The sequence below is a fragment of the uncultured Faecalibaculum sp. genome (assembly GCF_910588395.1).
Classification (GTDB): Bacteria; Bacillota_I; Bacilli_A; order Erysipelotrichales; family Erysipelotrichaceae; genus Faecalibaculum.
The window spans coordinates 1-26,494 of the sequence record NZ_CAJUPA010000012.1 but is presented as its reverse complement, the minus strand read 5'-3'; the positions used below and the strand labels follow the sequence as shown (position 1 = coordinate 26,494).

The following is a 26,494-nucleotide window of genomic DNA, read 5'->3' as shown; positions in this document are numbered from 1 at the left end:
AAGAACATCCTGATCAGACAGGATAACCATGAGGAATGTACCATGAAAATCACAGAATTATATCCAGATGTCATAACCGAAGACTTGAATTATGAGCTGAAAACTGTCTTGTCTCAGGATAATCCTTTGAAGTGGGCCAAAACTATTGTGAGATTCGCGAACGGTGAAGGTGGAATCATATTTGTCGGTGTGAACGATAATCGGGATGCATTTGGATTATCCATTGAAGAGATTGACAAGATGAAAAATCTTGTTGTCCAAATCAATGACAGACATATTTTCCCACATGCGAAATACGCATTTTCGATGCGCAGTGTGGATAATGATGCGGAACGGTTTATTCTGGCTATAAAGGTTTTCCTGTCTGATTCTGTTGTCAGGTACAGGGATGGAGATTTCAATGAAACAGTGTATGTAAAGGGAGATGGTTATACCACACCGGCAAGTCCGGAAGAAATTGTCTCTCTGTCCAGAAAAAAACATGGAGTGGACAATTCAGTGAGCGATGTGCCTTATGATAAAAAAGAATGGAGCAGGTATCTTACTGTTTGTGGACAATACAGAAAAAATAACAGTCTTCCTGACGAGAAGGAACTTCAAAACGAACAAATTGTTTCGAAAGACGGGTATGCTACTACAGGATTGTTGATGTTTAAAAATGATTACAATGATCCTGATTCCATGATTACCTGCAGGCTTTGGAGGGGAAGCAATAAAGCAGGGGAGGTTCTGGACACCGGCAGATATACTGGTCCGCTGCTGGATGTATTTGATAATGCTCTCACTTTTGCTGCTGGATGTATTTGATAATGCTCTCACTTTTATAGAAAGAAATACAAAAATTGGATGGAAAAAAACTTCGGAAGGTGGCAGAGAAGAAATACGTTCCTATCCCAGGGAAGCTGTTCGGGAGGTACTGGTAAACGCAATAGCTCACAGAGATTACTCCATTATGGGGACTCAAATAGACGTGGATATTTATCAGGACAGAATTGAGGTTGTTTCCCCAGGGTCCTGGCTGCTTCCAAAACCTTATGAACAGTATCCTGTGGGATCTATTCCTTCCATCCGGAGGAATCAGACGATTGCGGCCTGTCTGGATGTTGCCAATTTGATGGAACGCGGTGGTACAGGATTTCAGACTATTGCTGGTTCATACAGGCAGGCAGAACCTGAAAAACAGCCAATCGTAGCTTCTTATCCCGGATTTCTCAAACTGACGCTTTTTGATCTTCTATATGGGAATTCCACTGACAATGAGAATCTGGCTGATTTTGATGCTGTGATTGAAGAAGACGAATCAGTAACGGAAGATCAGAGAAAGATTGTTCAATTGCTTTGCGATGGCCCGATGGCGCCGAAAGAGCTGCAAGAGGCCTCATCCTATCAATCACGGGGAAGTTTCTTAAAATACGTTATTAATCCGCTGCTGGCTGACAATAAAATAAGAAAGGGAGCCAAAGGAGGACGGCTGACAACATATGAACTGGTTAACAAATCTGAGAGCTGATCTCAATGTGGGGACACTCTTGTTTTGCATACTGCATATAGGTCCCCATTCCAGCTTGTCTGGAAAGACCTGATTACTGTCAAGCCAATCTAATTGTTTCCTGGGAGCAATGAGAATACGAATTGAGAATGATGAGTACGATTAGAATATGAATAGAGTACGAATCGAACGAATAGAGTACGATTGCACGCTCCCCTGTCCACTCTCATTTTCCCGCCCTGTCAGGACCGCAGGTCCATCGGCATCATTCACCCATTCAAAAAGGCTCCCATGCATCCACATGAGAGCCTTTCTGCAATATTCCGTGAGTCGTTATTCCACACGCCACCACAGCACAAACGCGTCATAGAGCAGCGCCATGCCCAGGGCCAGCAGGAACGCACCGACCACATCGCTGGTCCAGTGCATGCCGGAGAGCACACGCCCAACGACCATGATGATTGACAGCAGGATCAGCGTCACGTTGATCCACATGCGCCGGGACTGGTTTTTCACCAGGCGGTTGGTGACGGGGAGTGCAGAGAAGAAGATGAACAGTGTGACAAAGGTGTGACTGCTGGGGTAGCTGGCTTCCAGTGCGCCGTCCACGAGCACGGGGCGGTAGTTGATGACAATGAACTCGAATGCCAGATAGAATGCTGCCATCATGATGTAGAAAATGCCCAGCACGATGAGACAGGGATCCACAGCTTTCAGGCTTTTGCCCTTCATCCACTGCCAGATGCCGGTGGCACCGAAGACGGCAGCCAGGGCTATGGCTGCCAGGGCGATGATGTCCGTGATCTTGTCCCAGAGGCTGCTGGTGCCCAGGTGTTTGAAGACCCAGTCGTTGAGGCTGGCGAAGCCCACATAGGAGTTTTCCGGTCCCACAGGCCGCAGGTCCACGCCGGTGAGGCACACGGTGAACAGCACAAACAGCAGCAGCACGACGGCTGCGGCGAGAAACTTCGTGATTGTATTCTGCTTCATGTTTCCTTGAATTTCCCTTCAGCTGTTTCATTGTATCATCGTCCGGTTCGTAAAACAGACGCAACTGCGCAATAATAAGGAATGGTTAAGACTGACAACCCGGGAGGTACGATCATGAAAGATCAGCTTGTAAAGGCCCTGGTCCTGGATGGACGGGTGCGTGTTTATCTGGACAGAACCACAGATATGGTGCAGGAGGCCAGGGACCGTTTTGATTTGCATCCCACGGCCTGCGCGGCGCTGGGACGGGTGCTGTCCATTGCCTCGATCATGGGCAGCATGCTCAAGAGCGATCAGGAGATGCTGACGATTTCCATCAATGGTCACGGGCCTATCGGCTCGATCATTGTGGATGCCTATGCCAATGGCAATGTGCGGGGCTTTGTGTCGAATCCCCATGTGGAGGATGTGTACAAGGGTCCGGGGAAGCTGGATGTTGGGGCTGTGGTCGGCAGGGACGGCACGATGACCGTGACCAAGGACCTGCATATGGCGGAGAACTGGACGGGAACGATCGAGCTGCAGTCCGGTGAGATCGGCGAGGATTTCGCATATTATTTCACGATGTCGGAGCAGACGCCGTCGGCGGTGAGTGTGGGTGTGAAGATCGGTACGGATGGCAATGTGGAATCCGCGGGAGCAATGCTGCTGCAGATGCTGCCGGATGCCACGGAGGAAGACATCCGGATCTGCGAGCATGTGCTGGCGGGGCTGAAGCCGATGTCCACGCTGATGCAGGAATACGATGATTCCAGTCTGGATCAGCTGGTGAAGGATATGTTTGATGATGCACAGATTCTGGAAACCCGGGACATTGCATTCCACTGTGACTGTGACCGCCAGAAAACGGAGAAAGTGCTGATGACGCTGCCGAAGAAGGACATTGAAGATCTGCTGGGGCAGGATGACGGGATCACCATCACGTGTAATTTCTGCAATGATGAATACCATTTTGACAGGGATGATCTGCAGAAGATCCTGGATAAAATGAATGCTTGAGATCGGCGGTGTGAAGATTCCGTCGCCGGTGATCGCGGCCCCCATGGCCGGGATCTCCAATCTGGCGTTCCGGCGGATTGCCCGGAAGTTCGGTGCGGGGCTGGTGTGCAATGAGATGGTGTCGGACAAGGCGCTGTGGTTCGATTCGGAGAAAACCCGCGGTATGTGTGTATCGGATCCGGATGAGCATCCGCTGTCGTTTCAGGTGTTCGGTCATGACATCGATACGGTGGTGCACGCGGCGAAGTTTCTGGATGAAGAAACCGGCTGCGATATCATTGACATCAACATGGGGTGTCCGGTGAACAAAGTCATCAAAGCCCATGCCGGGAGCTGGCTGATGACCGATCCGGATCATGCGGCGAAGCTGGTGAAGGCTGTGGTGGACGCGGTGAAGAAACCGGTGACGGTGAAGATGCGGATCGGGTACGACAATGACCACAAAAACTGTGTGGAACTTGCCAGAGCCTGTGAAGCCGCGGGCGCCAGTGCCATTACGGTGCATGGACGCACCCGGTCGCAGATGTACAGCGGGCAGGCGGACTGGAGCTGGATCCGGAAGGTGAAGGAAGCGGTGGATATTCCGGTGATCGGCAATGGGGATGTGAAGTCACCGGAGGATTTCCTGCGGATGATGGAGGAAACCGGCTGTGATGCGGTGATGATCGGCCGGGGAATCGTGGGCAATCCGTTTCTGATCCAGGAATGCAATGACGCGTATTTCGGGACAAAACATGCATTCACCGTGCCGGAGCGCATCGCACTGTGCATGGAACACGCCCGGGGGCTGGCGGAGCTCAAGGGGGAGCATACGGCAGCGATGGAGATGCGGGGACTGGCATCCTGGTATCTCAAGGGGCTGCGTCATGCGAAGAAATACAAGGACCGGCTGAGCCGGATTCAGTCGCTGGCTGAGCTGGAAGAAGTGCTTCAGGCGTATCTGGCAGCGTGGGAGGCGGATCAGGAACAGCTGTCGGGACAGCGGGAACAATCGGGTCTGCACCGGTGTGAGACAGTTGTCAATTCACAGATTCCCGGAAGTGACGAAAAACCGCTTACATAATCTCGGCTCCTTTCCCAAAGAGAGACGCAAATGCGCTAAAATGGACCTGATGACAGGAGGAGCATTCTTATATGGAAAAACTCAATACGACGCCCTTTTTCCAGGGTTCCGAAATCGAGGCATATAAAATATTCGGGGCACACCCGGGCAAGGACGGCGTGACGTTCCGTGTCTGGGCGCCTCATGCCAAAGAAATCGATGTGGTGGGAGCCTTCAATGACTGGGGAGAAGAGAAGACGCCCATGGTCATGGACGACAAGGGCATCTGGTCGGTGACGGTGAAGGAAGCAAAACCCGGAGACGGCTACAAGTACCGGGTGACGCAGTCCACGGATGAAGTGGTGGACAAGGCGGATCCCTTCGCGTTCTATTCCGAAAAGCGGCCGAATACCGCTTCGGTGGTGGCAGATCTGGACTTTGAGGGCTGGACGGATCAGGAATGGATGAAGACCCGGACCAAGGGCTATGACAAGCCGGTGAACATTTATGAAATGCACGCCGGGTCCTGGAAGCGGGACGAGGACATGGGTCCCAACGACTTCATGCACTACAGCCAGATCGTGGATGATCTGATCGACCACTGCCGCCAGTATCATTTCACCCACGTGGAAGTGATGCCGCTGTCGGAATTCCCCTTTGACGGTTCCTGGGGCTATCAGTCCACCGGGTACTTTTCCAGCACCTCCCGTTATGGAACGAACCGCGATCTGATGGAGTTCGTGAACAAACTGCACGAGGCGGGCATCGGTGTTATCATGGACTTTGTGCCGGTTCACTTCGTGAAGGATAATTTTGCGCTGGCCCGCTTTGACGGCACCCCGCTGTATGAATACAGCAATCCCGGTGATGCCAACAGCCAGTGGGATACCTACAACTTCGATCTCTGGAAAGAGGAAGTCCGCTCCTTTCTGATGAGTGCCGCCAATTTCTGGCTGGATGTGTATCACATGGACGGACTGCGGTTTGATGCGATCGCCAATGCGATTTTCTGGCACGGGGACAAGCGCAATGGTGTGAATGAAGGTGCCTGTGATTTCATGAAACGGCTGAATTTCTCCATCAACAAGCGGTGGGAAGGCCGGGTCATGCTGATTGCGGAAGACAGTTCGGATTTCCCCAATGTGACGAAACCGACGCTGGATGGCGGCCTGGGCTTTGACTACAAGTGGGATCTGGGATGGATGAACGACACGCTGTCCTATCTGAAAAAGGATCCGATTTACCGTCAGTGGCATCATAATGACATCACGTTCTCCATGGCGTATTTCTACAGCGAGAAATTCATTCTGCCGCTGTCCCATGATGAAGTGGTGCATGGCAAGGCCACGATCGTGGACAAGATGTGGGGCAGCTATGAGGACAAGTTCGCCCAGGCCAGGGCTCTGTACACCTACATGTTCACGCACCCGGGCAAGAAGCTGAATTTCATGGGCAATGAAATCGGCATGATGCGGGAATGGGATGAGAGCCGCGGCTGCGACTGGTTCCTGAAGGAATACCCGATGCATGCGGGATTCGAGACGTTCTTTGCGGATCTGGGTGCCCTGTATGGCGAAAACAATGCGTTCTGGTACGGCTATGATCCGATGAATTTCCAGTGGATCGATGCGGACAACGCTTCTCAGAACCTGTTTTCCTACATGCGCAAATCCGCAGAGAAAACCTATGTCATTCTGCTGAACTTCTCCACGAACACTGTAAAGCACCGCTTCGGGGTTCCTTTCCGGGGAAAATTCACCGAGGTGCTGAACACCCAGTGGGCAAAGTACAATGGCAGCATGGCTGGCAGCGATCCGCAGACAGCCTGGAGCGTGAAGGTTCCCATGAACAACCAGCCGTTCCTGTTTGAGGTGACGGTACCGGCACTGGGCGCCTGCATCTTTGAGGCAGCGACACCGGCTCCTGTGGCAGCACCGGAGGCAGAATCTGCGAAACAGGCGGACAAAAAAGCCTGAGTGATTTGAAACAGAGAAAAAGCAGCCGCAGGAAACTGCGGCTGTTTTCAGGAGGCAGGAATATGAGTCATTACTATACCAATGAAGAAACACCGGATGTGCCTTCTTCCTTTTCGTTTGAACTGGCGGGCCGGCGGTTTCCGATGAAATCCAATGCCGGTGTGTTCTCGAAGGACAAACTGGATGAAGGCACCCGGGTGCTGCTGGAAACTGTTCTGCAGGAAGCCGATGGACAGGGACCGGTGCTGGATATGGGCTGCGGAATCGGTCCGGTGGCGAAGGTCATCGCTTCGCTGTGGCAGGTGCCGGTGACTGCGGTGGACGTGAATGAAAAAGCCGCGGGTCTGGCCCGGGAGAATACCGGGGGTCTGCCGGTTACGGTGCTGGTGGCAGATGGCGTGCAGGGTCAGGGGTATGCAAACATTCTGATCAATCCGCCGATCCGCACGGGGAAGGAAACGGTATACCGGCTGCTGGCGGAGTGTGTGCAGGCACTGAAGGAACAGGGTGTTCTGTGGATCGTGATGCGCAAGGACCATGGGGTGAAAAGTGCCATGAAGCATCTGGAGGACCTGGGCTGTCAGGTGCAGCGGGTGAACCGGGACAAGGGGTTCTGGGTGCTGAAGGTCAGCCGGGAATCTCAGACAGATTGACGGTCAGCTTCGCTGTTCCGTCAATCCCTCTGAGTATCCAGCCGGGACGGTTGGACCTGGAATAATTCTCAGACAGTCCAGGCTCCATACTTCTCGGCCAGAGGGATGGACGGTCAACTCTGTTGGGCGGTCATCTGTCTGGCTTCGTTTTTCCGGGATATGGAAGACGGCAAAAAGCCGCTGCCAATGCTGGATATCATTCTGTACTACGGGAAAAAGCCCTGGCAGGGGCCGAAGACACTGAGAGAGTATTTTGGTCCGGGGCTCTATGACAGATACCGGGACCTGTGCTGGGGCAACAGCATCTTTGTGATCGATCTGGGCGCTCTGGCGGACAAAGAGATCCAGTCACTGGAGTCGGATCTGGGGGAAGTGGCCAGAGCGGTGAAGGCAATCCGGGAAAAAAGGGCATATACTGGAAGCAGAAGAAAGCTGAAACATTTTGTGGCGGTGAGCCGACTTCTGGCAGACAGCCAGCGTCTGGAGGCTGTCCTGCGGGAAATCGGGCAGGAACGGCAGTAATACCCAATTGGAAGCCCCCTGAACTCATACGATTCATGCGGGCAACTCACAGTCAGAGGGAATGACGGTCAGCTTTGCTGATCCGTCAGTCTGTCTGACTGCTCCGCAATCATCAACAGATCCCGTCGGAAGACAGGCAGTCATGCCTGCACCGGCGGGATTTTTCTGTCTCATCCCGTTGCAAAAACAACATACTATCACACCGCCGCACCGGAACCCGGTCGGAATGCACCGGCACATCCGCCCATTTAACACCCAAATTTTGTCAGAAATCCGGACGAAAGTTGGACTTTTTTGGACCTGTAAGCGCTTTTATGATGGAACCGTAAAGAACGACACGGCCATGTCAGAAACAAAAGGAGGTGAATACATGCTGCGGGAACTGACCGACACCAATTTGATGAAACTGGGCATTCAGGCAACAGACTGGCAGGATGCGATCCGGCAGGCGGCACAGCCCCTGGTGGACCAGTCCAGGATCCGGGAAAGCTACGTGGAGGACATCATACAGGGCGTCCGGGATTACGGCCCCTATATCGTGCTGACCAAAAACGTCGCCCTTCCCCACGCCAGACCGGAAGCCGGGGCCCTCAGGGATGCCATCGGCATTGCCACGCTGAAAACACCGGTGTATTTCGGAAACAAGGACAACGACCCGGTGAAATATCTGTTCTGCCTCTCCGCCACGGATGACGAAAAACATCTGGATGGACTGGCACAGCTGGCACAGCTTCTGGAAAACCGGGATTTCCTGGATGAGCTGGATCACGCCAGCGATCCGGCGGAAATCATCGCCTATCTGGACAAACTGGAGCAGTGACGCTGCATCCGGATACCCCGGATGCACCTGATACAACAAACGGAAACACAAAGAAAAAAGGAGAAACATATGTACAAAGCACTGGTATGCTGCCGCGCAGGCATGGGCTCTTCGATGCTGCTGAAAATCAAAGCCGATCAGGTCATTCGGGAAAACGGATACCCCATTGCCACCGAACACGGCAATCTGGATTCCCTGATCGGATTCAACGGCGATCTGGTCATCACCATGGATGACCTGAGCACGGAACTCGCCGGCAAAGTTCCCTATGCCCTGGGCATCCGGAACATTGTGGACAAAGAAGAAATGAAACAGAAACTGGAAACCTACCTGGCTTCCATGAACCAGTAAAACAGAATCATGACAGCCGCTGCGGCGGCTGTCCCTGCCAGACAACGCGAACCAGCGGAAAAGGAGAGAGAATATGTCAGTAATGGACGCGATCATGGCGCAATGCCGGAATACCGCACTCATCATGGGCGTCATCGCCCTGGTTGGACTGCTGCTGCAGAAAAAGAACGCCACGGAAGTGGTATCGGGCACCCTGAAGACCGTCATCGGTTTCATGGTCTTCACCATCGGTTCCAATGCCATGTCTGCAGTGGTCAACAACTTCTCCACGATTTTCAACCTTGCCTTCGGCATTGAAGGCGTCACCACGCAGGTGGAAGTCGCCACGGCTCTGGCGCTGGATACCTACGGCACGGAAGTGGCCATGGTCTTCGTCCTGGGCTTCATCTTCAACCTCATCGTGGCCAAATTCACCCGATTCAAGGCGATCTTCCTGACAGGACAGCACTTCCTGTACTTCGCCTGTGTCCTGGCTCTGGTGTTCATTGCCCATGACTGCCCCTTCTGGGTGACGACCATCGGCGGCGGGCTGCTGCTGGGATTCTTCGGTGCGGCAATGCCCACTCTCTGTCAGTCCTACATGAACAAGATCGTCGGCGCAGACAACCTGGCCATTGGTCATTTCAACACCATCGGCTACTGGTTCTCCGGCTGGATCGGCAAAATGATTTCCAAAGTATCCCCGCAGAAACAGAAAGACTCCAGTGAAATGAACATGCCCGGTTTCTTCCAGCTGTTCAGAGACTTCGTCTTCTCCGTGGCGCTGTTCATGATCGTGCTCTTCTACGTGGCGGTGATTGCCGCTGCCTGCAACGGTCACCTGGCGGAAGTCCGGGAAATGGCCGGTTCGGATATCTGGTTCATTTATCCCTTCCTGCAGGGTCTGCAGTTTGCAGCGGGCATGTCTGTCCTGATCTACGGCGTGCGTCAGTTCATTGCGGAAATCACCGCGGCGTTTGTGGGCATCTCCGAGAAGTACATCCCGGATGCCAAGCCGGCGGTTGACTGCCCCGCGATCTTCCCCTTCGCTCCCACAGCGGTTCTGGTTGGCTTCGTGGGCTCCCTGCTGGGCGGTCTGTTCGCGATGCTGCTCATGGTTGTCTTCCATTCTCCCACCATCATGATTCCCGCAGCGGGCATCTGCTTCTTCTCCGGAGGCACCTGCGGAGTCTTCGGCAACGCCTACGGCGGCTGGAAAGGCGCTTTCCTGGGTTCCTTCATCGTGGGCATCGCCCTGTGCGCCCTGCCGCTGATCCTGTATCCGGCGTTCTCGGCACTGGGCATTGCCGGCGCCTCTTTCCCCAATGTGGACTACAACATCATCGGTGCGATTCTGGACAGCATCCTGAGTCTGTTCAGCTTCGGTGGCTGATGCCGGGCAGGGCGCAGTCATGAAACAGGATCCTGCTGTCGGGCTGCTGGTCAAGGTATGCGACAGCCCGGCCATGGTGCACATCGCGGCGCAGTGCGGCATGGACTTTCTCTTCTATGATCTGGAACATGGCATGATTTCCGATCAGCGGCTGCTGGACCTGACTCTGCTGGGGAATGCCCTGGGCATTCCCTCCCTGGTCAGGGTCCCTCAGCTGGCCCGCAAAGATGTATCCCGCACGCTGGATGAAGGCGCAGCGGGGGTGATGGTGCCCATGATTGAAACACCGCAGCAGGCCAGGCAGCTGGCGGACTGGGCGCTGTATCCGCCTCTGGGATACCGCAGCTATTCCGGCGGCGCCAACACCGGCTATGGACCCGGGGGCAATCACCGGGTGAACATGGACAAAGCCAATGGCACTGTGCTGGTTCTGGCGCAGATCGAGACAGTCAAGGGCGTCACAAACTGCGAGGCGATCCTGGATGTGCCGGGGATCAGCGGGGCGGTGATCGGCCCCTGCGATCTCTCCATTTCCCGGAATGACCCGGATGACATGATGAATCCTGAGGAAGTCGCCATGATCGGCCGGGTGCAGAAAGCCTGTCACGAACGGGGCAAGCTGTTCGGACTGATCGGCCCTTACAAACTCATGGAACAGCTCCCGGAGATCACCGATCTGGCTGTGGCTGCCTTTGACACCACCCTGCTGCGAAACGGCTGTCTGGCAGCGGTCAGGGAGTTCCACGAAATGAACAGCCGGATGGAAAAGGAGAACGAATGAACGCTGAACCGAACAGACTGGATGACGCCAGTCAGATCCGGAGGTTTCTGGAAACGGAAATTCTCCAGCTGGCTTCCTCCATGGATGATTTCGACATCCAGGCTCTGGGAGCTGCCCGGGACATGATCCTGGCAGCGGAGCGCCAGGGCGGCCGGGTGCATGTCACCGGCATTGGCAAGCCCGGGCATCTGGCGGGGTACATTGCCTCGCTGCTGTCCTCCACCGGCACTCCGGCGTATGTGCTGGATGGCACCGAAGCGGTACACGGCAGTGCCGGACAGGTGCGTCCGGGAGATGTGGTGATCGCCATTTCCAACTCCGGACAGACCGCCGAGCTCCAGCGCACGGTGACGGCGCTGAAACACAACGGGGCTGCGGTGATCGGCCTGTCCCGCTCGCTGGATTCCTGGCTGGCCACACACAGTGATCTGGCGCTGGCAGCGGGCGTGAGCCAGGAAGGCGACAGCCTGAACAAGCCCCCCAGGGCTTCGATTCTCGCGGAAATGGTCCTGCTGCAGACACTGTCGGTGCTGCTGCAGAACGCCAAGGGACTCACAGTGGAACAATACGCCAGATGGCATCCCGGCGGCAGTCTGGGACAGGCCTGTCAGGAGGAACTGCATGGAACTGTTTGAAGGCATCATCACCCCGGTCATCACCCCTTTTCACCGGGATGAAACCCAGAGCGTGAACGAAGAGGCTCTGGCAGATCAGATTGACTGGCTGATCGACCATGGGGTGCAGGGCATCTTTGTTCTGGGATCCAACGGAGAATTTCACGTGCTGGATCATGAAGAGAAACTGGCGGTGACCCGCTGTGCGGTCAAAGCCGCAGACGGGCGGGTGCCGGTGTATGCCGGTGCAGGCGCCTGTTCCACGAAAGAAGCCGTGCAGCTGGCCCGGGACATGGAAGCCGCCGGGGCCGATGCGCTTTCCGTGATCAATCCCTGGTTTCTGCAGCCTTCCAACGAGGATCTCTACACGCACTTCAAAACGGTCTCGGAAAGCACGTCCCTGCCGGTGATCCTGTACAACATCCCCAAAGCCACGGGCAGAAGCCTGTCACCGGAGCTGGTGGACCGGCTGGCGGATCTGCCGGGGATTGCCGCCATCAAGGACAGCTCCGGAGATCCGGCTCTGCTGAAAGCCTACGCAGACATTGCCCGGCGCAAGGACTTCCGGCTGCTGGTGGGCAGTGATTCGAAGATCACCCTGGGCTATGACCTGGGGGCCAGCGGTGCGGTGGCCGGGACCTCCAATCTGATTCCGGACATTCTCACCGGTCTGGACAAGGCACTCCGTGCCGGAGACAGGGAACAGGCTGCTAGGTATCAGGAAGCCATTGAGCCCCTGCGGGCGGTACTGCCCCTGGGCACCGTACCCTCGGTGCTGAAAAAAGCCGTGGAGCTCAACGGATCCTGCCAGGCAGGACCGGCCAGAAAGCCGGTTTCGGAACTGAGTCCGGAGGATACCCGCCGGGTGCAGGTCATGGTGGACGGCTACCGGAAACGGGCCCGGGCACAGCAGGACCAGGGAGACGCCGCATGACAGTCATCCCTGCCTTGTCCCGCCCGTTTCTGAAAAAAGCGGACATCACCTGTCAGATCGCGGACTGCGGTGCCATGGCCATTGTGCGCACCACCTCCTTCCAGCGGGCCGAAGAAATCGCCCGGGGCTGTCTGGCCGGCGGGATCCGGGTGCTGGAGATTTCCTGCACCAACAACAATGCCCCGGAAATCATTGCCCATTTGCGGAAAACCTTCCCGGACACCCTGCTGGTGGGCGCCGGCACGGTGCTGGATGGAGAAACCGCCCGGCAGGTGATTCTGAAAGATGCCCAGTTTGTCATTGCTCCGAATCTTTCGAAATCCTGTGCCCGGGTCTGCAGCCGGTACCAGATTCCCTACATGCCCGGATGCACCTCCGTCACGGAAGCCATCCAGGCGCTGGAACTGGGCGCAGCCTTTGTGAAGGCTTTCCCCATCTCGGATTTCTACGGCCCGAAACTCATCAGCGTCTTCAAGACCCCGATCCCGGACATGCCTCTGCTGGCCAGCGGCGGCATCACCCTGGACAACCTGGCTGACTACATCCGCCGGGGCTGCGACATCTGCGGATTCGGCGGACTGCTGACCAAAGGCAGCGAGGCGGAGATTGCCGCCAGTGCCCGGGCCATCCGGGAAATCATTGACCGGACCAGGCAGCAGAACAGCTGACAGACACACCTGGGCCGGCAGCACCGGACAACCGCCGCAATCCCCTGGGAAACGTCATGTCATTCCGACAAAATCGGAACAAAAACTGGCATAATACAGGTGTAACCTAGACCAAACGGTTCGGATTTGTACGCTGAACCGTTTTTGCGAACCCCTGTGCCGGGCAGACAGCCGTCAGTACCCGGCACGATGCCCTGTCAGACGGTCCGTCAGGGTCCGTCCATCGGCAGAAAGAAGGAAAGACAGAACAGGAAGGAAAGAAAGGAAGGGAGAGGGAAACGCATGGAAACGGAACTGAAAGCCGTCAGCCGGCTGGTGGTGTCCAAGAAGCGCATGAGTGTGGACGAGATCTGCGAGGCGCTGGGGCTCTCCCGCCGCCAGGTGCTGTACCGTCTGGAGAAAATCAACCAGATCCTGAGCAGCCACAAAGTCCCGCCGGTGGTGGTTGGACATGTGCTGGTGGTGGATCCCGTGACCCGCGAGGCATTGCTGGCGGCCTGCCAGGGCCATGCCCGGCTGCATGAGTATGAATTCACGCCGGCGCAGCGGCAGCTGGTGCTGTATCTGATGCTGTTTGAAGGAAGGGACCGTCTGATCCTGCAGGATTTCATGGAGGCGCTGGATGTCTCCCGGAACACAGTGCTGGCGGATCTGAAGCAGCTGCGTCAGTCCCTGGAAGCGGCGGATATCCAGCTGGTGAGCGACAGACGCCGGGGATATCAGCTGCGGGGAGAGGAAACGGCGCTGCGCAGCCGTCTGATCCGGGAAGTCATGCAGGAGATCACGGCGATCGCCGATGTGCAGCTGTTTGATCTGTTTCTGGAAAACTCCGGGGCGGCCACGTTCCCGGAAACCGAGGCGCTGTGTCTGCGGCTGGCGAAAGAGCACGGGATCCGGTTTGCGGCGGACCGCATGACGGAATTCATCTACATGTATCTGTTTCTCCGGCTGCGGATCCAGAACACCGGGATCCACGGCGATGTGCACTGGCCGCTGCCGGACTGTCCGGAGAAACGGTTTGTCCAGGGACTGCTGAAGGAAACCGGAAGCGACGGGTTCATGGTCAGCGAGGAAGTCAGCTGGCTGACGTCCTGGATCCTGGGGATTTCCTTTGGCAGCGTCTATGAAGACACCGAGGACTGCCTGCTGATCGCGGACATTACCGGGCGGATCATGAGCCGCTTTGAGCAGCTCACCGGCATCCGGGCCCCGTGCCAGGAGGACATGTTCACCCGGCTGTATTCCCACATACGCCCGGCGTACTACCGGCTGCTGTTCGGGATTCCCATCCTGAACCCGCTGACGGAAAAAGTGAAACAGGAGTATCCGGATCTGTATCAGATCGTGGCCCGGGCGGTGAAACCGGCCTGTTCCCTGGCAGGACGGGAGTTTCCCGAGGATGAAATCGCCTATCTGACAATGCACTTTGCGGTGCTCTACGAAGGCATGCACCCGGCTGCTGCCACCAGCCGCTCCCGCGCCCTGATTCTGTGCCGCAACGGTGTGGGGTCCTCTGCGGTCCTGCACGCGGTGCTCACCGAGCTGTTCCCCCAGCTGGCGTTTGAAACCGCGGATTCCCTGGATCAGGGCTCCGGCAGGATGCCGCCGGATATCATTTTCGCAGCCCGCAGCCTGACCCGGGTGCCGGACACGGACATTCCTGTGGTCACCGTCAGTCCGGTGATGGACGAACAGGAGAAGCTGCTGGTGCTGCGGGAAGTGAATTCGATTCTGGGACAGGAAGCCGGTACGCCGGATCTGGACATGGTGCTGTCAGCCGTCCGCCGCTGCTGCACGATTCAGAACGAAGAAGAACTCCGCCGTATGCTCCAGGGACTGTTCACCCCCCGCAAACCCCCGGCTCCTGTCCCGGCCCAGGGCCTGCTGGGAATGATGGATCCGTCGCTGATCGCCGTATCCGTTTCCTGTGCCACCTGGCAGGAAGCCGTGCGCCGGGCCTATCAGCCCCTGGCCCTGCGGGAAGCCATTACCGAAGAGTACATACAGCACACCATCGCCACCATGGAAATCGCCGGTCCCTATGTGGTGATTGCCCCTCATGTGGCCCTGCTGCACACCGAAGCCCGGCACGGTGCCCGGCAGCCGGCTCTGTCCCTGACAGTGTTTGAAACCCCGGTGGTGTTCTCTCATCCGGAGAACGATCCGGTGAAGTATGCCTTCGCACTGAGTGTTCCCCAGGGCACGCCGTCTCATCTCACCGCCATGGCCGGTCTGCTGCGACTGCTGGAGGACCCGGGATTTTACGCCGAGTGCGACACCCAGGACCGGGAGAGGATCTGGGCTTCTGTCTGCGGGCATCTGGACTGAGACCGGCCTGCCTCTCTGGTTGCCCAAGGGATCCCGGGGATCCCTGCCGGGGTGCCGGCACGGGCCTGTGATTCAGTGTGTCACCAGGTCAGGTGCCGGCAGCGGGGGATGGCGCATCGGGGTTTTATAATCAGGGTGCAAGGAGGCGGATCGCCATGGAAGAAACAGAAAAGCTGCCGCAGGAAGCGGCCGGGAACGCCACGGAAAACAAAATGAAGAAAGGCTGTCCTCATGCCCAGGGGCATCATGGACACCACCACGGTCATGGACATCATCACGGTCATGGCAGCTGCTGCATGAAGAAGCTGCCCGCGGATTCTCTGATGGGTCTGATGTATGCATTCGGCCACAGGTTCCATCACACGAAGGAGCCGGAGATGACAGAGGAACACTTCTTCGGGGCCCTGGATGCAGCGGAAAAGGAACAGCTGCAGGCGCTTCTGACAAAAGCGAAGGCGGGCTGGACAAAACCCGGAGAAAAACCGGCTGAATAACGGACAAACCGCATCCGGTCAGATGCGGGATGCGGAAGGCAGGCCAGTCTTGCAGACGGGCGGTCTTCTGCTTTTTATGTGTCGTCTGCCTGTGTCCTCTGGTGCCGGACCGCTATTCACGGAGGTTATGGCAAAGCATGCGAAACTGGTATTTTGCTTTTTGACAGGCAGGGATTATTCTGGTGCCAGACGCGAAAACCGCTGGGCAGAAGCCCGGGGCTGGCAGGGAGGAGACAGAACATGGAACGAGTGGAACACAGAACCTTTGACGAAGAACGGGCACTGTATGGCAGAGAGGATCTCGTGGTGGCAGACTGCCGGTTTGACGGACCGGCGGACGGGGAAAGCGCCCTGAAGGAATGCCGCCATGTGACGGTTCAGAACTGTTTCTTCAACCTGCGCTATCCTTTCTGGCACGATCATGACCTGGAAATCACCGGCAGCGAGCTGACGCCATTGTGCCGGGCAGCCCTCTGGTACAGCGAACATGTGCAGATTCGGGAGTCAAAGCTGCACGGGATCAAGGCAGTGCGGGAATGCGGGGATGTGAAGATCGCGGGATGCGACATTGTCTCCCCGGAATTCGGCTGGTCCACCCGGGGCATGGAAATGGCCGACAGCCGGGTGGAAAGCGAATACTTCATGATGCGTTCGGATCATCTGTATCTGGACAACGTGGATTTCAGAGGCAAGTATTCCTTTCAGTATGTGAAGGACATGGTCATCGAGAACTGCCGGCTGGATACCAAGGATGCCTTCTGGCATGCGCAGAATGTCATTGTCCGCAATTCCGTGGTGAAGGGGGAATACCTGGGGTGGTACAGCGATCATGTGACCTTCGAGAACTGCGTGATCGAAGGCACGCAGCCTCTTTGCTACTGCACGAACCTGAAACTGGTGAACTGCCGCATGGCAGGCTGCGATCTGGCGTTTGAGCGCAGCGAAGTCAGCGCACAGCTGGCGGATGTGCCGGCGAGCATCAAGAATCCCCTGGCGGGGCTGATCACGGTGCCCGGGGAAACGGAAGTCATCCGGGATATTCCTGGCGCTGATGGCCAGGTGGTGGTCACAGCCGCCGGCTGAGCGGCTCTGGCAGCAATCTGATGCACAAAACCGGCTGAACCTCTGCACATACTTTGTATGCATGGCGGGGTTCAGCCGGTTTTTTCCCTTGTGGCAGGCGGGGGCATGGCTGCCTGACTGTACAGAAAAGCCCGGTCACAAACCATGACCGGGCTGATTCGTCAAATGGCGCAGACGGTGGGATTCGAACCCACGTGCCCTTTCGGACAACTCGATTTCGAGTCGAGCTCGTTATGACCACTTCGATACGTCTGCAGGCTTTTCTCAGTTTATCAAAAGACTCTTTCTTTGACAACAAGCCGTATAATAGGAAGACAGGAAAACGGGGGGATTTATATGGTAGGATGGCTCATCCGCCGGTTTGTGCCAAACTGGCAGGATACAAAGAAAGCGAAAGTCCGTCAGGGTGTGGGCAACGTCTGCGGCATCGTGGGAATCGTGCTCAACCTGTTTCTGTTTGTCAGCAAGTATCTGGTGGGTGTTCTGGTGCAGTCCGTGTCTATCCGGGCAGACGGCCTGAACAACCTGACAGATGCCGCCAGCAACATTGTCTCAATCATTTCCTTCAAGCTGGCGGAAAAACCTGCAGACAAGGAACATCCCTATGGACATGAGCGAAGCGAATACATCGCTTCGCTGTTTGTGGGACTGGGTGTGGCGTTCCTGGGATACGAAACCCTGAAGGATTCCATCTTCAAAATCCTGCACCCCACGCCCATCGACTTTCAGTGGTACTCCGTGGCGGTTCTGGTGCTCTCCATTGTCATCAAGCTCATCATGTATGTCTACAACCGGCGCTATGCGAAACGCTATGACAGCAGTCTGCTCATGGCTGCTGCCATCGACTCCCGCTCGGACTGCATCGGCACCACAGCGGTGCTGATCTCCGCCTGCCTGTCTCCGGTGATTCATTTTGAGCTGGACGGATACATGGGCGTGATCGTGTCACTGATCATTTTCTACAGTGCCTACGATCTGCTGAGATCCGTCATCAATGACCTCATCGGCGAAGCCCCGGATCCGGAGACTGCCCATTTGCTGGAAAACAAAGTGCTGTCCAGCGATTATGTTCTGGGGGTCCACGATCTGATGATCCATCAGTATGGTCCCACCGTGAGCTACGCAACGGTGCACGCCGAAGTCAACGGCCATGACGATATTATGCAGGTGCACAACGCCATTGACCAGATCGAGCGGCAGGTCCGGGAGGATATGGGAATCGATCTGACCATTCACATGGATCCGGTTCTGGTGGATGATCCGCTGACGAGATCCTATCTGAGCAAGTTTGAAAGTGCCGCCCGGACCCTGGGGCGGGGACAGTGGTCCCTGCACGATTTCCGGATCATACCGGGTCACGATGAAATCACCGTGGACTTTGACCTGGTGGTGCCTTTTGATGAACACCGCACCGAGGAACAGATTGAAAAACAGCTCCTGGCGTATGTCCGCACCGGGCGGAAGCTCAATCTGCAGGTCACAGTGGAACATCCCACGCTCTCCCTGCGGCGGTAGAGCCAGTCAGATTTCATGCAAGCCGGAACGGCAGGAAGACCGGATTTCTGCCCCTCCGGCTTTTTTTGGAACCAAAAACTGAAAGCAGTGTCATTTTTGTTTTCGCAGAGTTTGAATTACTTTTTCGGGTCAGGCACGTCAAACCAGTCGTAAATCACCATGGTTTACGCGATACTGACGGTGCCACAGGCAAGGAAGGAGACACAGCATGACCATTGTTCATCTGGAACCCGAAGAATTCGCAGAAATGATCACCAGCGGCAGTCCCTGCACCGGCGTGCACTGCATCGTTCTGGACTGTGTGATCGCCGCACTGGTATACACCTGTCAGAAAGGCGAGTATCTGTACTATATGGACCGGATCTGTGTCTCCTCCCAGAAAGAAGAGGAAGCAGCCAGAATTGATCCCGAGTGCCTGCATGCGGAGGTGTATCGCAAAATGGCCCTGGATATGGGAGCCGGGCGCTATGGACAGCGTCTGTGCTGCTGCTGACAGCCATGAAAGGATCCGGCGTGCACTGTGTCCTCGCTTCGCCGGATGGGCTTCGGACCGGTTATTGTCGAAACCGGTCTTTTTTCATGTGGGCATGTATTCAGCTGTCACGAATCGTGAATCAGAAAAATGGATTGGCAGAGACATTCTGTGGTAAATCACATAAAAACGTTGGATATACAACATACATCTTCCCGCATTCCCGGTACTCTGATTCCAGATGGAAAAAGCAGGAGGCTGAATGATGAAAACAATCAATTTGCACAATACTGTATATGACCTTGTCCGCACAGCCCCGGAGCTGAAGGGCATTCTCCATGATCTGGGTTTCACGGAACTCACTGCCCCCGGTATGCTGGAAACAGCCGGACAGAGAATGACGATTCTCAAGGGCGCCAGGCTGAAAGGCATTGAGGTACCAGTCATCGTGCAGACGCTCAGGGACAATGGCTTTGAAGTCAGCGGACTGACGGATGCTGACTCACAGCCGGAACCCATGGACAGCTGTCCGGATCAGAAGACCGCCGATGCAGCTTCTTTTCAGAAAATCCCCCGCATCGAACTGCTGAAGGGATATCTGACGCGGCTGAAAACCGGAGACGACCTGTCCGAAATCCGGAATGAATTCGTCAGAGAGTTTCAGGATGTGGATGCATCGGAAATCATGCACGCTGAACAGGAACTTATGGCGCAGGGGACTCCCCTGCAGGAAGTGCAGCGTCTTTGCGATCTGCACTCCGCCCTGTTTCATGGCGCTACCCGGGCGGAAAAGCTGGCGAGAGCGGAAGAAGCCGTACAGCAGTCTCTGGCAGATAGGAACCAGGGGCTGGAAACCGCCGCTTCGGGAAGTTCCCGAAAGGAACAGGCAGCCAGGCTGATGCATACCGAGGGACATCCCCTGCAGACGTTCACCAGGGAAAATGAGGCGCTGACTGAAAAAATCCTCGAAGCCGGGATGCATCCGGGTCCGTCACGGCTGGCAGAACTCCGGGACACAGCCGTTCATTATGCCAAAAAAGGCGATCTTCTGTATCCGCTGCTCAAGGTGAAATACGGCATTTCCGGTCCTTCAGATGTGATGTGGACCGTGGATGATGAAATCCGCGACACACTGGCGGCTCTTGACCAGGTACTGGTCCAGGACCGTAATGCCCACTGGGAAACACAGGTGGAAGCTGTGCTGCAGCGTATGAAGGAAATGATCTACAAGGAACAGAATATTCTGTTTCCCATAACAGCGCAGCACTTCACCGAAAGCGAGTGGCAGCAGATTTACCGGGACAGCCGCCAGTATCCCGTGATATTCCAGGTCACGCCCGCAACCTGGAAAGAAGCAGAAGCAGATCGGCCCTCGGATGTTTCAGTGCTCAGTGAAGGAGTTGTCCGGATGCACGGAGGGACGCTGTCTGTGCAGGAACTGACAGCCATGCTGGATACCCTGCCTCTGGAACTCACCTTTGTGGATGCCGCAGACATCAACCGGTATTTCAATGAAGGTCCGGAAATGAAAGCTTTCAAGCGTCCGCTGGCGTCTCTGGGGCGCAAAGTTTACAGCTGCCATCCCCCGAAAGTGGAGCCCATGGTCCGGCACATAATCCGGGAATTCAGAAATGGTACCCGGGATGAAGTGGCGGTGTGGGCGGAAAAGGGAGGCCGCCCCATGTATGTCCGCTATCTGGCTGCCCGGTCGAAAAGCGGTGAGTACCTGGGCACACTGGAAGCAGTGCAGGACATGACCTTTGCGAAGGAGCATTTTCTGCGGAATACCCAGAGCTGAAAGAAGTGCATAACCCGCAGATATCCTGTTTGCGCTTGGAGATCCTGCAGGGACGGGAATGTCTTTGCCGCAAGGCAGTCCCTCTTCCTTTGCAGCCCGGCACCGGCAGTCATTCTGCTGAATCAGCCATCACACGGCTGGCTCATACCGCATCGTCGGGCTGCTGCATGAGCCTGAACTCGTTTTTCCGAAACGAAATCAGGCCTTCTTTTTTCATTTTCCCCAGTTCAGCCGACAGTGCACTGCGTTCTACACCCAGATAATCCGCCAGCTGCTGCCGGTCGAAAGGAATTGTGAAATGCGCCGATCCATGTTCCCGGGACTGGGCTGACAGATAGGACAGAACCCGGTCCCGGATTGTGCGGGAAGATGTGTGCAGCATCCGCTCGGCCAGCTGCAGGTTCTTCTGTGCCGAGATTTGAAGAAGATTTTCAATCAGACGATGATGAAAGGGGCATCCATGGCTGCATACGGTATAGACCTTTCGCAGATCCAGAAACAGAATCCGGGAGGACTGGGCTGCCACAATATCTCCCACCAGTTCTTTTCCGGGGACAGCTGCGTAATTCTCCCCGAAAATTTCACCGGCTGCCATATGACCGAAGATCCGGCTTGCTCCCCAATACAAAGGAACTACCATATTTACACTGCCGGACAAAACAAGGCCGATCCGGGTGATCGGGCTGCCGGCATGGAAAATCACCTCTCCTTTTTCAAAAGACTGTTCCTGCCCTCCCAGACACTCGATCAAATGAGCTGCTTCCTGTTCCCGTATTCCCCGAAACAGCCGGGTATGCATGAGAAAGTTTGTATCCATTTTGTCTCCTTCGTTGGAATTCCAACCGATTCATTATTTGTATCTTAGTATGATGAAGCCATAAAGCAATCCGGTCCCGCCTGGCCGGTGAAACAGAATAAGGAGTGATTGAACATGAATGTTGCTGCAGGAGAACTGTTTTCTCTGACAGATATATACAGTCCATTGCCTGGATGTACCGTATCCGGGGATCTGGTTTCCTCAAAGGATGCCAGTGTCACGGCGTTTTCCCTTGCCGCAGGCACCGGGATCAGTGCCGGGATCTGGCAGGAGCCCAGACTGCTGCTGGTGCTGTCCGGTGAAATTCAGGTGGAGGAACCGGATCTGAACCGGAAAATCGCTATGAAAACCGGAGAGGCTCTGATCATTGAAGCGCACACCCTGACAGGTGTGACAGCCCGGAGCGATGCCGTGTATGTGGAAATCACACTGTGCCAAGGCTCCTTCAACGCCTCGCTTCCCGTCGGTGAAGCCTTTGTCCTGAAAGACCGCGTACCGGTTCAGCCAGGCCGCATTGTGAACATGGATCTTGCCGTCAGTGAAGAACTGAAGTTTGTGATCATGTCCTTTGATGCGGATACAGGGCTGAGCGGTCACGCGGCACCGGGAGATGCCCTGCTCTTTGGTCTGGAAGGGTCGGCTGTTGTCGGCTACGAAGGGACAGACCACATTCTGAACGCCGGGGAGAACTTCAAATTCGCAGCCGGCGGACGCCACACAGTCCGGGCGGATGGTCCTTTTGTCATGGCGCTGCTGATGGAACTGCCGGCCAGAGAATGAAAAACCATTCGGGAAGGGCCAACAGACCCGGTGCAGAGTTGCATGACGGTCCAAACATGGACAGCTGGATCCCCGGCTGATGGCAGACAACAAAAATCTGTCAAAACCGGGAATACGAAAGGCCGGAGGGGATGAACTCTCCGGGCTTTTTGGCGACCGGTCGCTGACCTGACGGTGCCGGCTTTCGGCACAGCCAGAAAGCTGGCAGGAGCGTGATGGCTTCCGCTGCAAAGGGAGCAATCCAGATCGCAGACACACCAAAGATCATTGGAAGAGTGAATATGGCCAGCGCTTTGAGGACAATGCCTCTGCTGACGGCGATCAGGTCGGCTGAGGCGGTCTGAACAAGATGGATATCGTCATTGAAGATCCGGATGACCGGTGTGTCGAACAGGCACAGGAAGCCGTAGATGCACAGCGACAGAATGGTGTTGATGATCAGTCCGCAGTGGAAATACCACTCCAGTTCTTCTGTCTCCTGTCTGCCGAAGCAACGCCCCCAAAGGGGCTGAAGGCCCTGGGCAACACCGGAAAGGATGGCATTGGCAAGGGAGGAAATGAAACTCAGCACGCTGAAGGTGGAGACACCAAGGTCCCCCACCAGACTGGCCAGCATGAAGTTATAGCAGAGAGCCGTCACAGGGATTGCCAGCTGTGTCACGGATTCCGGCAGCCCGCGCCGGCAGATTTTTTTCATCAGCACGACCTCCGAATGGAAGAATTGAATCCGGAGTGTTCCTTTTTTTCGGGCGAAGTGAGTCAACAGCACCAGGAGGGAACATATCTGCCCCAGCCTCGAAGCAACCGCCGCACCGGTCACTCCCTGGTGCAGGGGGAAGATGAACAGCCAGTCCAGAAAGACGTTGGCCAGGGCGCCGGTGCACATGCCGGCAAAGGAAAGACCCGGGGCACCGTCATTTCTGACAAAGACCGAGAGACAGGTGCTCATGAGCATGGGGACTGAAAAGGCGGAATAGCAAAACAGATAGTCTGCGGACATAGTCTGCATGGTCTGACTCAGCTTTCCGGCTCCGCTCAGGACCACAATTTGCCGGGAAAACAGCATGCCGGCGGCCATCAGAAATACAGACACAGCCAAGGTGAGGGAAAAGCGGTCATGAAAGCCCGGTTGGCTCCTTCTTCATCGCCCCGCCCCATTCTGATTGCCACGATTGTTGCACCGCCCATGGGAAACATGGCTGCCACAGCCACCACAAAGGTAATGAATGGAACTCCGATGTTGACTGCTCCCAGGGCTGAAGCTCCCACGCCCTGGCCAACTAAAATACCGTCCACGACATTGTACAGATACGTTGCAAACAAGCCGCCTACGGCAGGGAAGATGTAATCAAACAAAGATTTTGCTTTTGCGTTCATTCACACACCTCCAGAACAGGAAATGGGGGCAAAGCCGTTTCGGCTTTACCCCCGTGAATACAGCAAAGTGAGATACAGCCCAAACAGACTTATCCCACTTCAACAATCTCATTTGATTGCAAGTCCTCTGACAAGCGGTTCCATTTTAGCACAGGAAGCGAGGCTGTCAACGGATCCTGCCGGAAGAAAGGGTTGCCCGGGTACGTTGGCGGCTACAGCGGATGAAAAACAGGCTTTCCGTTTTCAAAGGTGCAGAATTCGGTATAACCCAGTTCCCTGAGCATGTCCCGGGCAGGCTGAATATAGGCCCCCAGGTGGTCTTTTCTGTGACTGTCTGAACCGATGGTGATGATGCGTCCGCCCAGTTCCCGGTAGAGCTTCAGGATTTCCCGGCCCGGCTGCGAGTCTTTCAGTCCGTACCGCACCGAAGAGGTGTTCACTTCGATTCCCTTGCCATCGGCAATGACGGTTCTCAGGATTTCCGCAATAGTATCTTTTTCCTTTTCGAAGGGATACACACCGGCTTTGTCATAGCGGACGATCAGATCCATGTGGCCGAGTACGCTGTAGTTTTTGAAGTTTTTCACCACCTGCAGCAGTTCCTGATAATACTCATCGTTGTACTCCTGCTGGGTTTTTCCCTGCTGAAATTCGCCGTTCCAGAACTCTTTGTCATGAACCTGATGAATGGACAGGATGGCAAAATCCAGAGGGTACTGTTCCGTAAGCCGGTTGTACTCGGGAATAGTATGGGTCTGAACGCCCAGCTCCAGTCCTTTCCGGATGCGGATCTGTCCCTTGTATTTGTTCTGCAGTTCTTCGATTCTGGCGAAATACCGGGGATAGTCCACATTGGCAAAAGGTTCGCCGTTTCTCCAGCGGATTTCCTCTCCGCTGTCCCAGTCCACTTTGATTCCGTAATCCACATGATCCGTGAAACAGATTTCCTCCAGTCCCAGGTCAATGGCATCCCGGACAACGTCTTCCATGGGATAGACAGAGTCATCCGAGAATTCACAATGTACATGATAGTCAGCCAGCATAGTCAAACCCTCCTGTTTCTTCCTCTTGTTTGTTTCTGTCCACATTATTGACGCATCCGGCAGGAGTTGAAAAGAACAGTTTGGTTTCAGGCTGTGAGTTTGCAGGGGATTGTTTCTGAATGCGGACTGGAAGGTGTGTGGTATTCGTGTTCAAAAATCTGCGGGAACAGGCAGATTTCGGAGAGGTGAAGCAGATGTTAATTCACAAATATGAAATATAATATAATATATTGAAATCAAAAAGTCTTTCCGGTATGCTGTTGGAACAGCCGGAAAGGAGCCTGGATGACAAAACGAACAACGGACATTGCCCTGGATCTTTCTGACAGTGAAAGCCAGGCGCTCTATGACGACCATGCCAAGCGTCTGCTGGGGTACCGCTGGATCCTGGCAGCGTTTCTGAAGGAAGTGCTGCCGGGGGCGGCGGGATACACTGTGGCGCAGATCGTGGAGATGATCGATCCGGATATCCAGATTTCCACCACCAGACTGCATCCGGATCTGCGGGTCCGGGGACTGAACACGGAATACAAGGATGTGCCGGATGAACACGACAACGGAAAGAAGAAAAAGCGGAGCCGGCAGATCCGCTTCGACATTCTGTTCCGGATCCGGCTTCCGGAGGGAGCCAGACGGTTTCTGATCAACATCGAGATTCAGAAAGAAAAGCCGGAGAAGTATGTGCTGCTGGACAGAGCCACAGCCTATGGAGCCCAGGAGATCACCAGTCAGCTGAATGTGGAGTATCTGGAGGGCAGTTACAGCGATATGCTGCCGGTGTGCAGCATCTGGATCGTGGCCGGGCAGGAGGAAAATACCATCAGCACCTGGGAATTGACGGAAGAGACTGACGGGATCCCGGGGATGTGGGGAGAAGCAGACAAACTGAGGCTGATGATCCTGGGATTCAACGAGAGATCCAGACATCAGGAAGGGGAAAAACCGGTGTGGAATTTACTGCGGGGTTTATTTTCGACTACAATGAAGACAGAAGAAAAGCTGGCGATCCTGGAGAACTATGATGTGCCGGTGATCGAGGATGTGGAAGAGGAGGTCGAGGATATGTGCAATCTGGGACAGGGTGTCTATGAGCAGGGTCAGCGGCATGGAATCATGCTGGGTGAAAAGCGCGGGGAAGAACGTGGGGAAAAACGCGGATACAGAAAGGGATACAGGCAGGCGGAAGAAGACCTTTCAAACAGGATCAGTCTGCTGGGAGATGCCATGAGCCTTGCAGGTCGGGAAGCAGAGTTCGTGGCTGCCATGAAAGATCCCCGGAAACGGGAGCAGCTGTTTGAGGAGTTTGGAATCTGACTGCTGATATAAACAGGAGTCAGTCATACGTCGACAGAGCGATCCGGTCTGATTTCGTGATTCGTGAGCTTCTGTGTCAGGCATCCAGTGGAAGAGGAGAATAAGATATGTGCAATCTGGGGCAGGGGTTGCCAGCAGCTACCACTATTATATGCAAACGATTACGAATGCCTGATATAATTTAGCCATGGAAATCTATGCACCTATGAATACAGATGGTTTCGATATTCAATCTGCAAATAAGCTTTCTTTGATGCATGAA

The 26,494-nt window shown here is 55.3% G+C and carries 27 protein-coding genes and 1 tRNA gene; 22 read left to right on the top strand and 6 right to left on the bottom strand.

Going from position 1 to position 26,494, the window contains the following annotated elements:
- The first annotated feature begins 42 nt into the window (after positions 1-42).
- Both QZ305_RS04630 and QZ305_RS04625 read left to right on the top strand, forming a co-directional pair.
- Positions 43-807, top strand: coding sequence for an ATP-binding protein (locus QZ305_RS04630; protein ID WP_294730448.1), 765 nt, complete (start codon positions 43-45; stop codon positions 805-807).
- Positions 788-1,510, top strand: coding sequence for an ATP-binding protein (locus QZ305_RS04625; RefSeq protein ID WP_294730447.1), 723 nt, complete (start codon positions 788-790; stop codon positions 1,508-1,510). Before QZ305_RS04630 ends, QZ305_RS04625 begins: the two co-directional genes overlap by 20 nt.
- Positions 1,511-1,822: 312 nt before the next feature.
- Here the strand turns inward: QZ305_RS04625 and QZ305_RS04620 are convergent, their stop codons facing one another.
- Entirely contained in the window at positions 1,823-2,479 is a 657-nt protein-coding gene (locus QZ305_RS04620) for a phosphatase PAP2 family protein (RefSeq protein WP_294730445.1), read from the bottom strand.
- A gap of 114 nt (positions 2,480-2,593) precedes the next feature.
- Between QZ305_RS04620 and hslO the strand changes: the two genes are divergently transcribed.
- The 15 genes from hslO (at position 2,594) to QZ305_RS04545 (ending at position 17,116) form a co-directional block, all read left to right on the top strand.
- Positions 2,594-3,478, top strand: a complete 885-nt coding sequence (hslO, locus tag QZ305_RS04615) for an Hsp33 family molecular chaperone HslO (protein WP_294730443.1) — start codon at positions 2,594-2,596, stop codon at positions 3,476-3,478.
- Positions 3,471-4,541, top strand: a complete 1,071-nt coding sequence (gene dusB, locus QZ305_RS04610) for a tRNA dihydrouridine synthase DusB (RefSeq protein ID WP_294730441.1) — start codon at positions 3,471-3,473, stop codon at positions 4,539-4,541. The genes hslO and dusB overlap by 8 nt, the downstream gene beginning before the upstream one ends.
- A 71-nt stretch (positions 4,542-4,612) precedes the next feature.
- Entirely contained in the window at positions 4,613-6,496 is a 1,884-nt protein-coding gene (gene glgB / locus QZ305_RS04605; protein WP_294730440.1) for a 1,4-alpha-glucan branching protein GlgB, read from the top strand.
- Between the two features lie 62 nt (positions 6,497-6,558).
- Positions 6,559-7,149 (top strand): class I SAM-dependent methyltransferase, encoded by a 591-nt coding sequence (locus QZ305_RS04600; protein WP_294730439.1) that lies wholly within the window; start codon positions 6,559-6,561, stop codon positions 7,147-7,149.
- 105 nt (positions 7,150-7,254) lie between these two features.
- Positions 7,255-7,671: a hypothetical protein gene (locus QZ305_RS04595; RefSeq protein WP_294730438.1), complete on the top strand. Its 417-nt coding sequence runs from the start codon at positions 7,255-7,257 to the stop codon at positions 7,669-7,671.
- Positions 7,672-8,041: 370 nt separating this feature from the next.
- A complete protein-coding gene (locus QZ305_RS04590; protein ID WP_294730437.1) occupies positions 8,042-8,491 on the top strand; it encodes a PTS sugar transporter subunit IIA in 450 nt (149 codons plus the stop codon).
- Between the two features lie 69 nt (positions 8,492-8,560).
- The gene (locus QZ305_RS04585) at positions 8,561-8,842 is read left to right on the top strand and encodes a PTS sugar transporter subunit IIB (RefSeq protein ID WP_294730436.1); all 282 of its coding nucleotides are present in this window, start codon (positions 8,561-8,563) and stop codon (positions 8,840-8,842) included.
- 73 nt (positions 8,843-8,915) lie between these two features.
- On the top strand, positions 8,916-10,214 hold the full coding sequence (locus QZ305_RS04580; RefSeq protein WP_294730435.1) for a PTS ascorbate transporter subunit IIC: 1,299 nt from the start codon (positions 8,916-8,918) through the stop codon (positions 10,212-10,214).
- A 19-nt stretch (positions 10,215-10,233) separates the two neighbouring features.
- Positions 10,234-10,995, top strand: a complete 762-nt coding sequence (locus tag QZ305_RS04575; protein WP_294730433.1) for an HpcH/HpaI aldolase/citrate lyase family protein — start codon at positions 10,234-10,236, stop codon at positions 10,993-10,995.
- Between the two features lie 80 nt (positions 10,996-11,075).
- Positions 11,076-11,630, top strand: coding sequence for an SIS domain-containing protein (locus tag QZ305_RS04570; protein WP_294730491.1), 555 nt, complete (start codon positions 11,076-11,078; stop codon positions 11,628-11,630).
- A complete protein-coding gene (locus QZ305_RS04565) occupies positions 11,617-12,543 on the top strand; it encodes a dihydrodipicolinate synthase family protein (RefSeq protein ID WP_294730432.1) in 927 nt (308 codons plus the stop codon). The genes QZ305_RS04570 and QZ305_RS04565 overlap by 14 nt, the downstream gene beginning before the upstream one ends.
- Before the next feature lie 29 nt (positions 12,544-12,572).
- Positions 12,573-13,211, top strand: a complete 639-nt coding sequence (locus QZ305_RS04560) for a ketohydroxyglutarate aldolase (protein ID WP_294730490.1) — start codon at positions 12,573-12,575, stop codon at positions 13,209-13,211.
- A 282-nt stretch (positions 13,212-13,493) separates the two neighbouring features.
- Complete coding sequence (locus tag QZ305_RS04555; RefSeq protein WP_294730431.1) at positions 13,494-15,539, top strand: BglG family transcription antiterminator; 2,046 nt, start codon at positions 13,494-13,496, stop codon at positions 15,537-15,539.
- Positions 15,540-15,694: 155 nt separating this feature from the next.
- Complete coding sequence (locus QZ305_RS04550; protein ID WP_294730430.1) at positions 15,695-16,033, top strand: hypothetical protein; 339 nt, start codon at positions 15,695-15,697, stop codon at positions 16,031-16,033.
- Positions 16,034-16,273: 240 nt separating this feature from the next.
- Positions 16,274-17,116, top strand: coding sequence for a DUF3737 family protein (locus QZ305_RS04545; RefSeq protein WP_294730429.1), 843 nt, complete (start codon positions 16,274-16,276; stop codon positions 17,114-17,116).
- Between the two features lie 166 nt (positions 17,117-17,282).
- On the opposite strand, the gene QZ305_RS04540 is transcribed toward QZ305_RS04545, so the two are convergent.
- Positions 17,283-17,371, bottom strand: a tRNA-Ser gene (locus QZ305_RS04540).
- Positions 17,372-17,452: 81 nt separating this feature from the next.
- Here QZ305_RS04540 and QZ305_RS04535 point away from each other — a divergent pair.
- From QZ305_RS04535 to QZ305_RS04525, 3 genes are all read left to right on the top strand, one after another.
- Positions 17,453-18,631 carry a cation diffusion facilitator family transporter gene (locus tag QZ305_RS04535; protein ID WP_294730427.1) on the top strand — a complete coding sequence of 393 codons (1,179 nt, stop codon included), beginning with the start codon at positions 17,453-17,455 and terminating at the stop codon, positions 18,629-18,631.
- A gap of 208 nt (positions 18,632-18,839) precedes the next feature.
- Entirely contained in the window at positions 18,840-19,124 is a 285-nt protein-coding gene (locus QZ305_RS04530; protein WP_294730426.1) for a hypothetical protein, read from the top strand.
- Positions 19,125-19,368: 244 nt separating this feature from the next.
- Complete coding sequence (locus tag QZ305_RS04525) at positions 19,369-20,901, top strand: DUF438 domain-containing protein (protein ID WP_294730425.1); 1,533 nt, start codon at positions 19,369-19,371, stop codon at positions 20,899-20,901.
- 142 nt (positions 20,902-21,043) lie between these two features.
- Here QZ305_RS04525 and QZ305_RS04520 read toward each other — a convergent pair whose 3' ends face one another.
- Positions 21,044-21,718 (bottom strand): Crp/Fnr family transcriptional regulator, encoded by a 675-nt coding sequence (locus tag QZ305_RS04520; RefSeq protein ID WP_294730424.1) that lies wholly within the window; start codon positions 21,716-21,718, stop codon positions 21,044-21,046.
- A gap of 114 nt (positions 21,719-21,832) precedes the next feature.
- On the opposite strand from QZ305_RS04520, the gene QZ305_RS04515 reads away from it, so the two are divergent.
- Positions 21,833-22,498 carry a cupin gene (locus QZ305_RS04515; protein ID WP_294730423.1) on the top strand — a complete coding sequence of 222 codons (666 nt, stop codon included), beginning with the start codon at positions 21,833-21,835 and terminating at the stop codon, positions 22,496-22,498.
- A 100-nt stretch (positions 22,499-22,598) separates the two neighbouring features.
- Here QZ305_RS04515 and QZ305_RS04510 read toward each other — a convergent pair whose 3' ends face one another.
- From QZ305_RS04510 to QZ305_RS04500, 3 genes are all read right to left on the bottom strand, one after another.
- Positions 22,599-23,498, bottom strand: a complete 900-nt coding sequence (locus QZ305_RS04510; protein WP_294730422.1) for an MATE family efflux transporter — start codon at positions 23,496-23,498, stop codon at positions 22,599-22,601.
- Between the two features lie 77 nt (positions 23,499-23,575).
- Positions 23,576-23,875, bottom strand: coding sequence for an MATE family efflux transporter (locus tag QZ305_RS04505; RefSeq protein ID WP_294730420.1), 300 nt, complete (start codon positions 23,873-23,875; stop codon positions 23,576-23,578).
- A 212-nt stretch (positions 23,876-24,087) separates the two neighbouring features.
- Positions 24,088-24,918, bottom strand: coding sequence for a histidinol-phosphatase HisJ family protein (locus QZ305_RS04500; RefSeq protein ID WP_294730418.1), 831 nt, complete (start codon positions 24,916-24,918; stop codon positions 24,088-24,090).
- Positions 24,919-25,203: 285 nt separating this feature from the next.
- Here QZ305_RS04500 and QZ305_RS04495 point away from each other — a divergent pair, with 285 nt between their 5' ends.
- Positions 25,204-26,232 carry a hypothetical protein gene (locus tag QZ305_RS04495; protein ID WP_294730417.1) on the top strand — a complete coding sequence of 343 codons (1,029 nt, stop codon included), beginning with the start codon at positions 25,204-25,206 and terminating at the stop codon, positions 26,230-26,232.
- Positions 26,233-26,494: the final 262 nt, after the last annotated feature.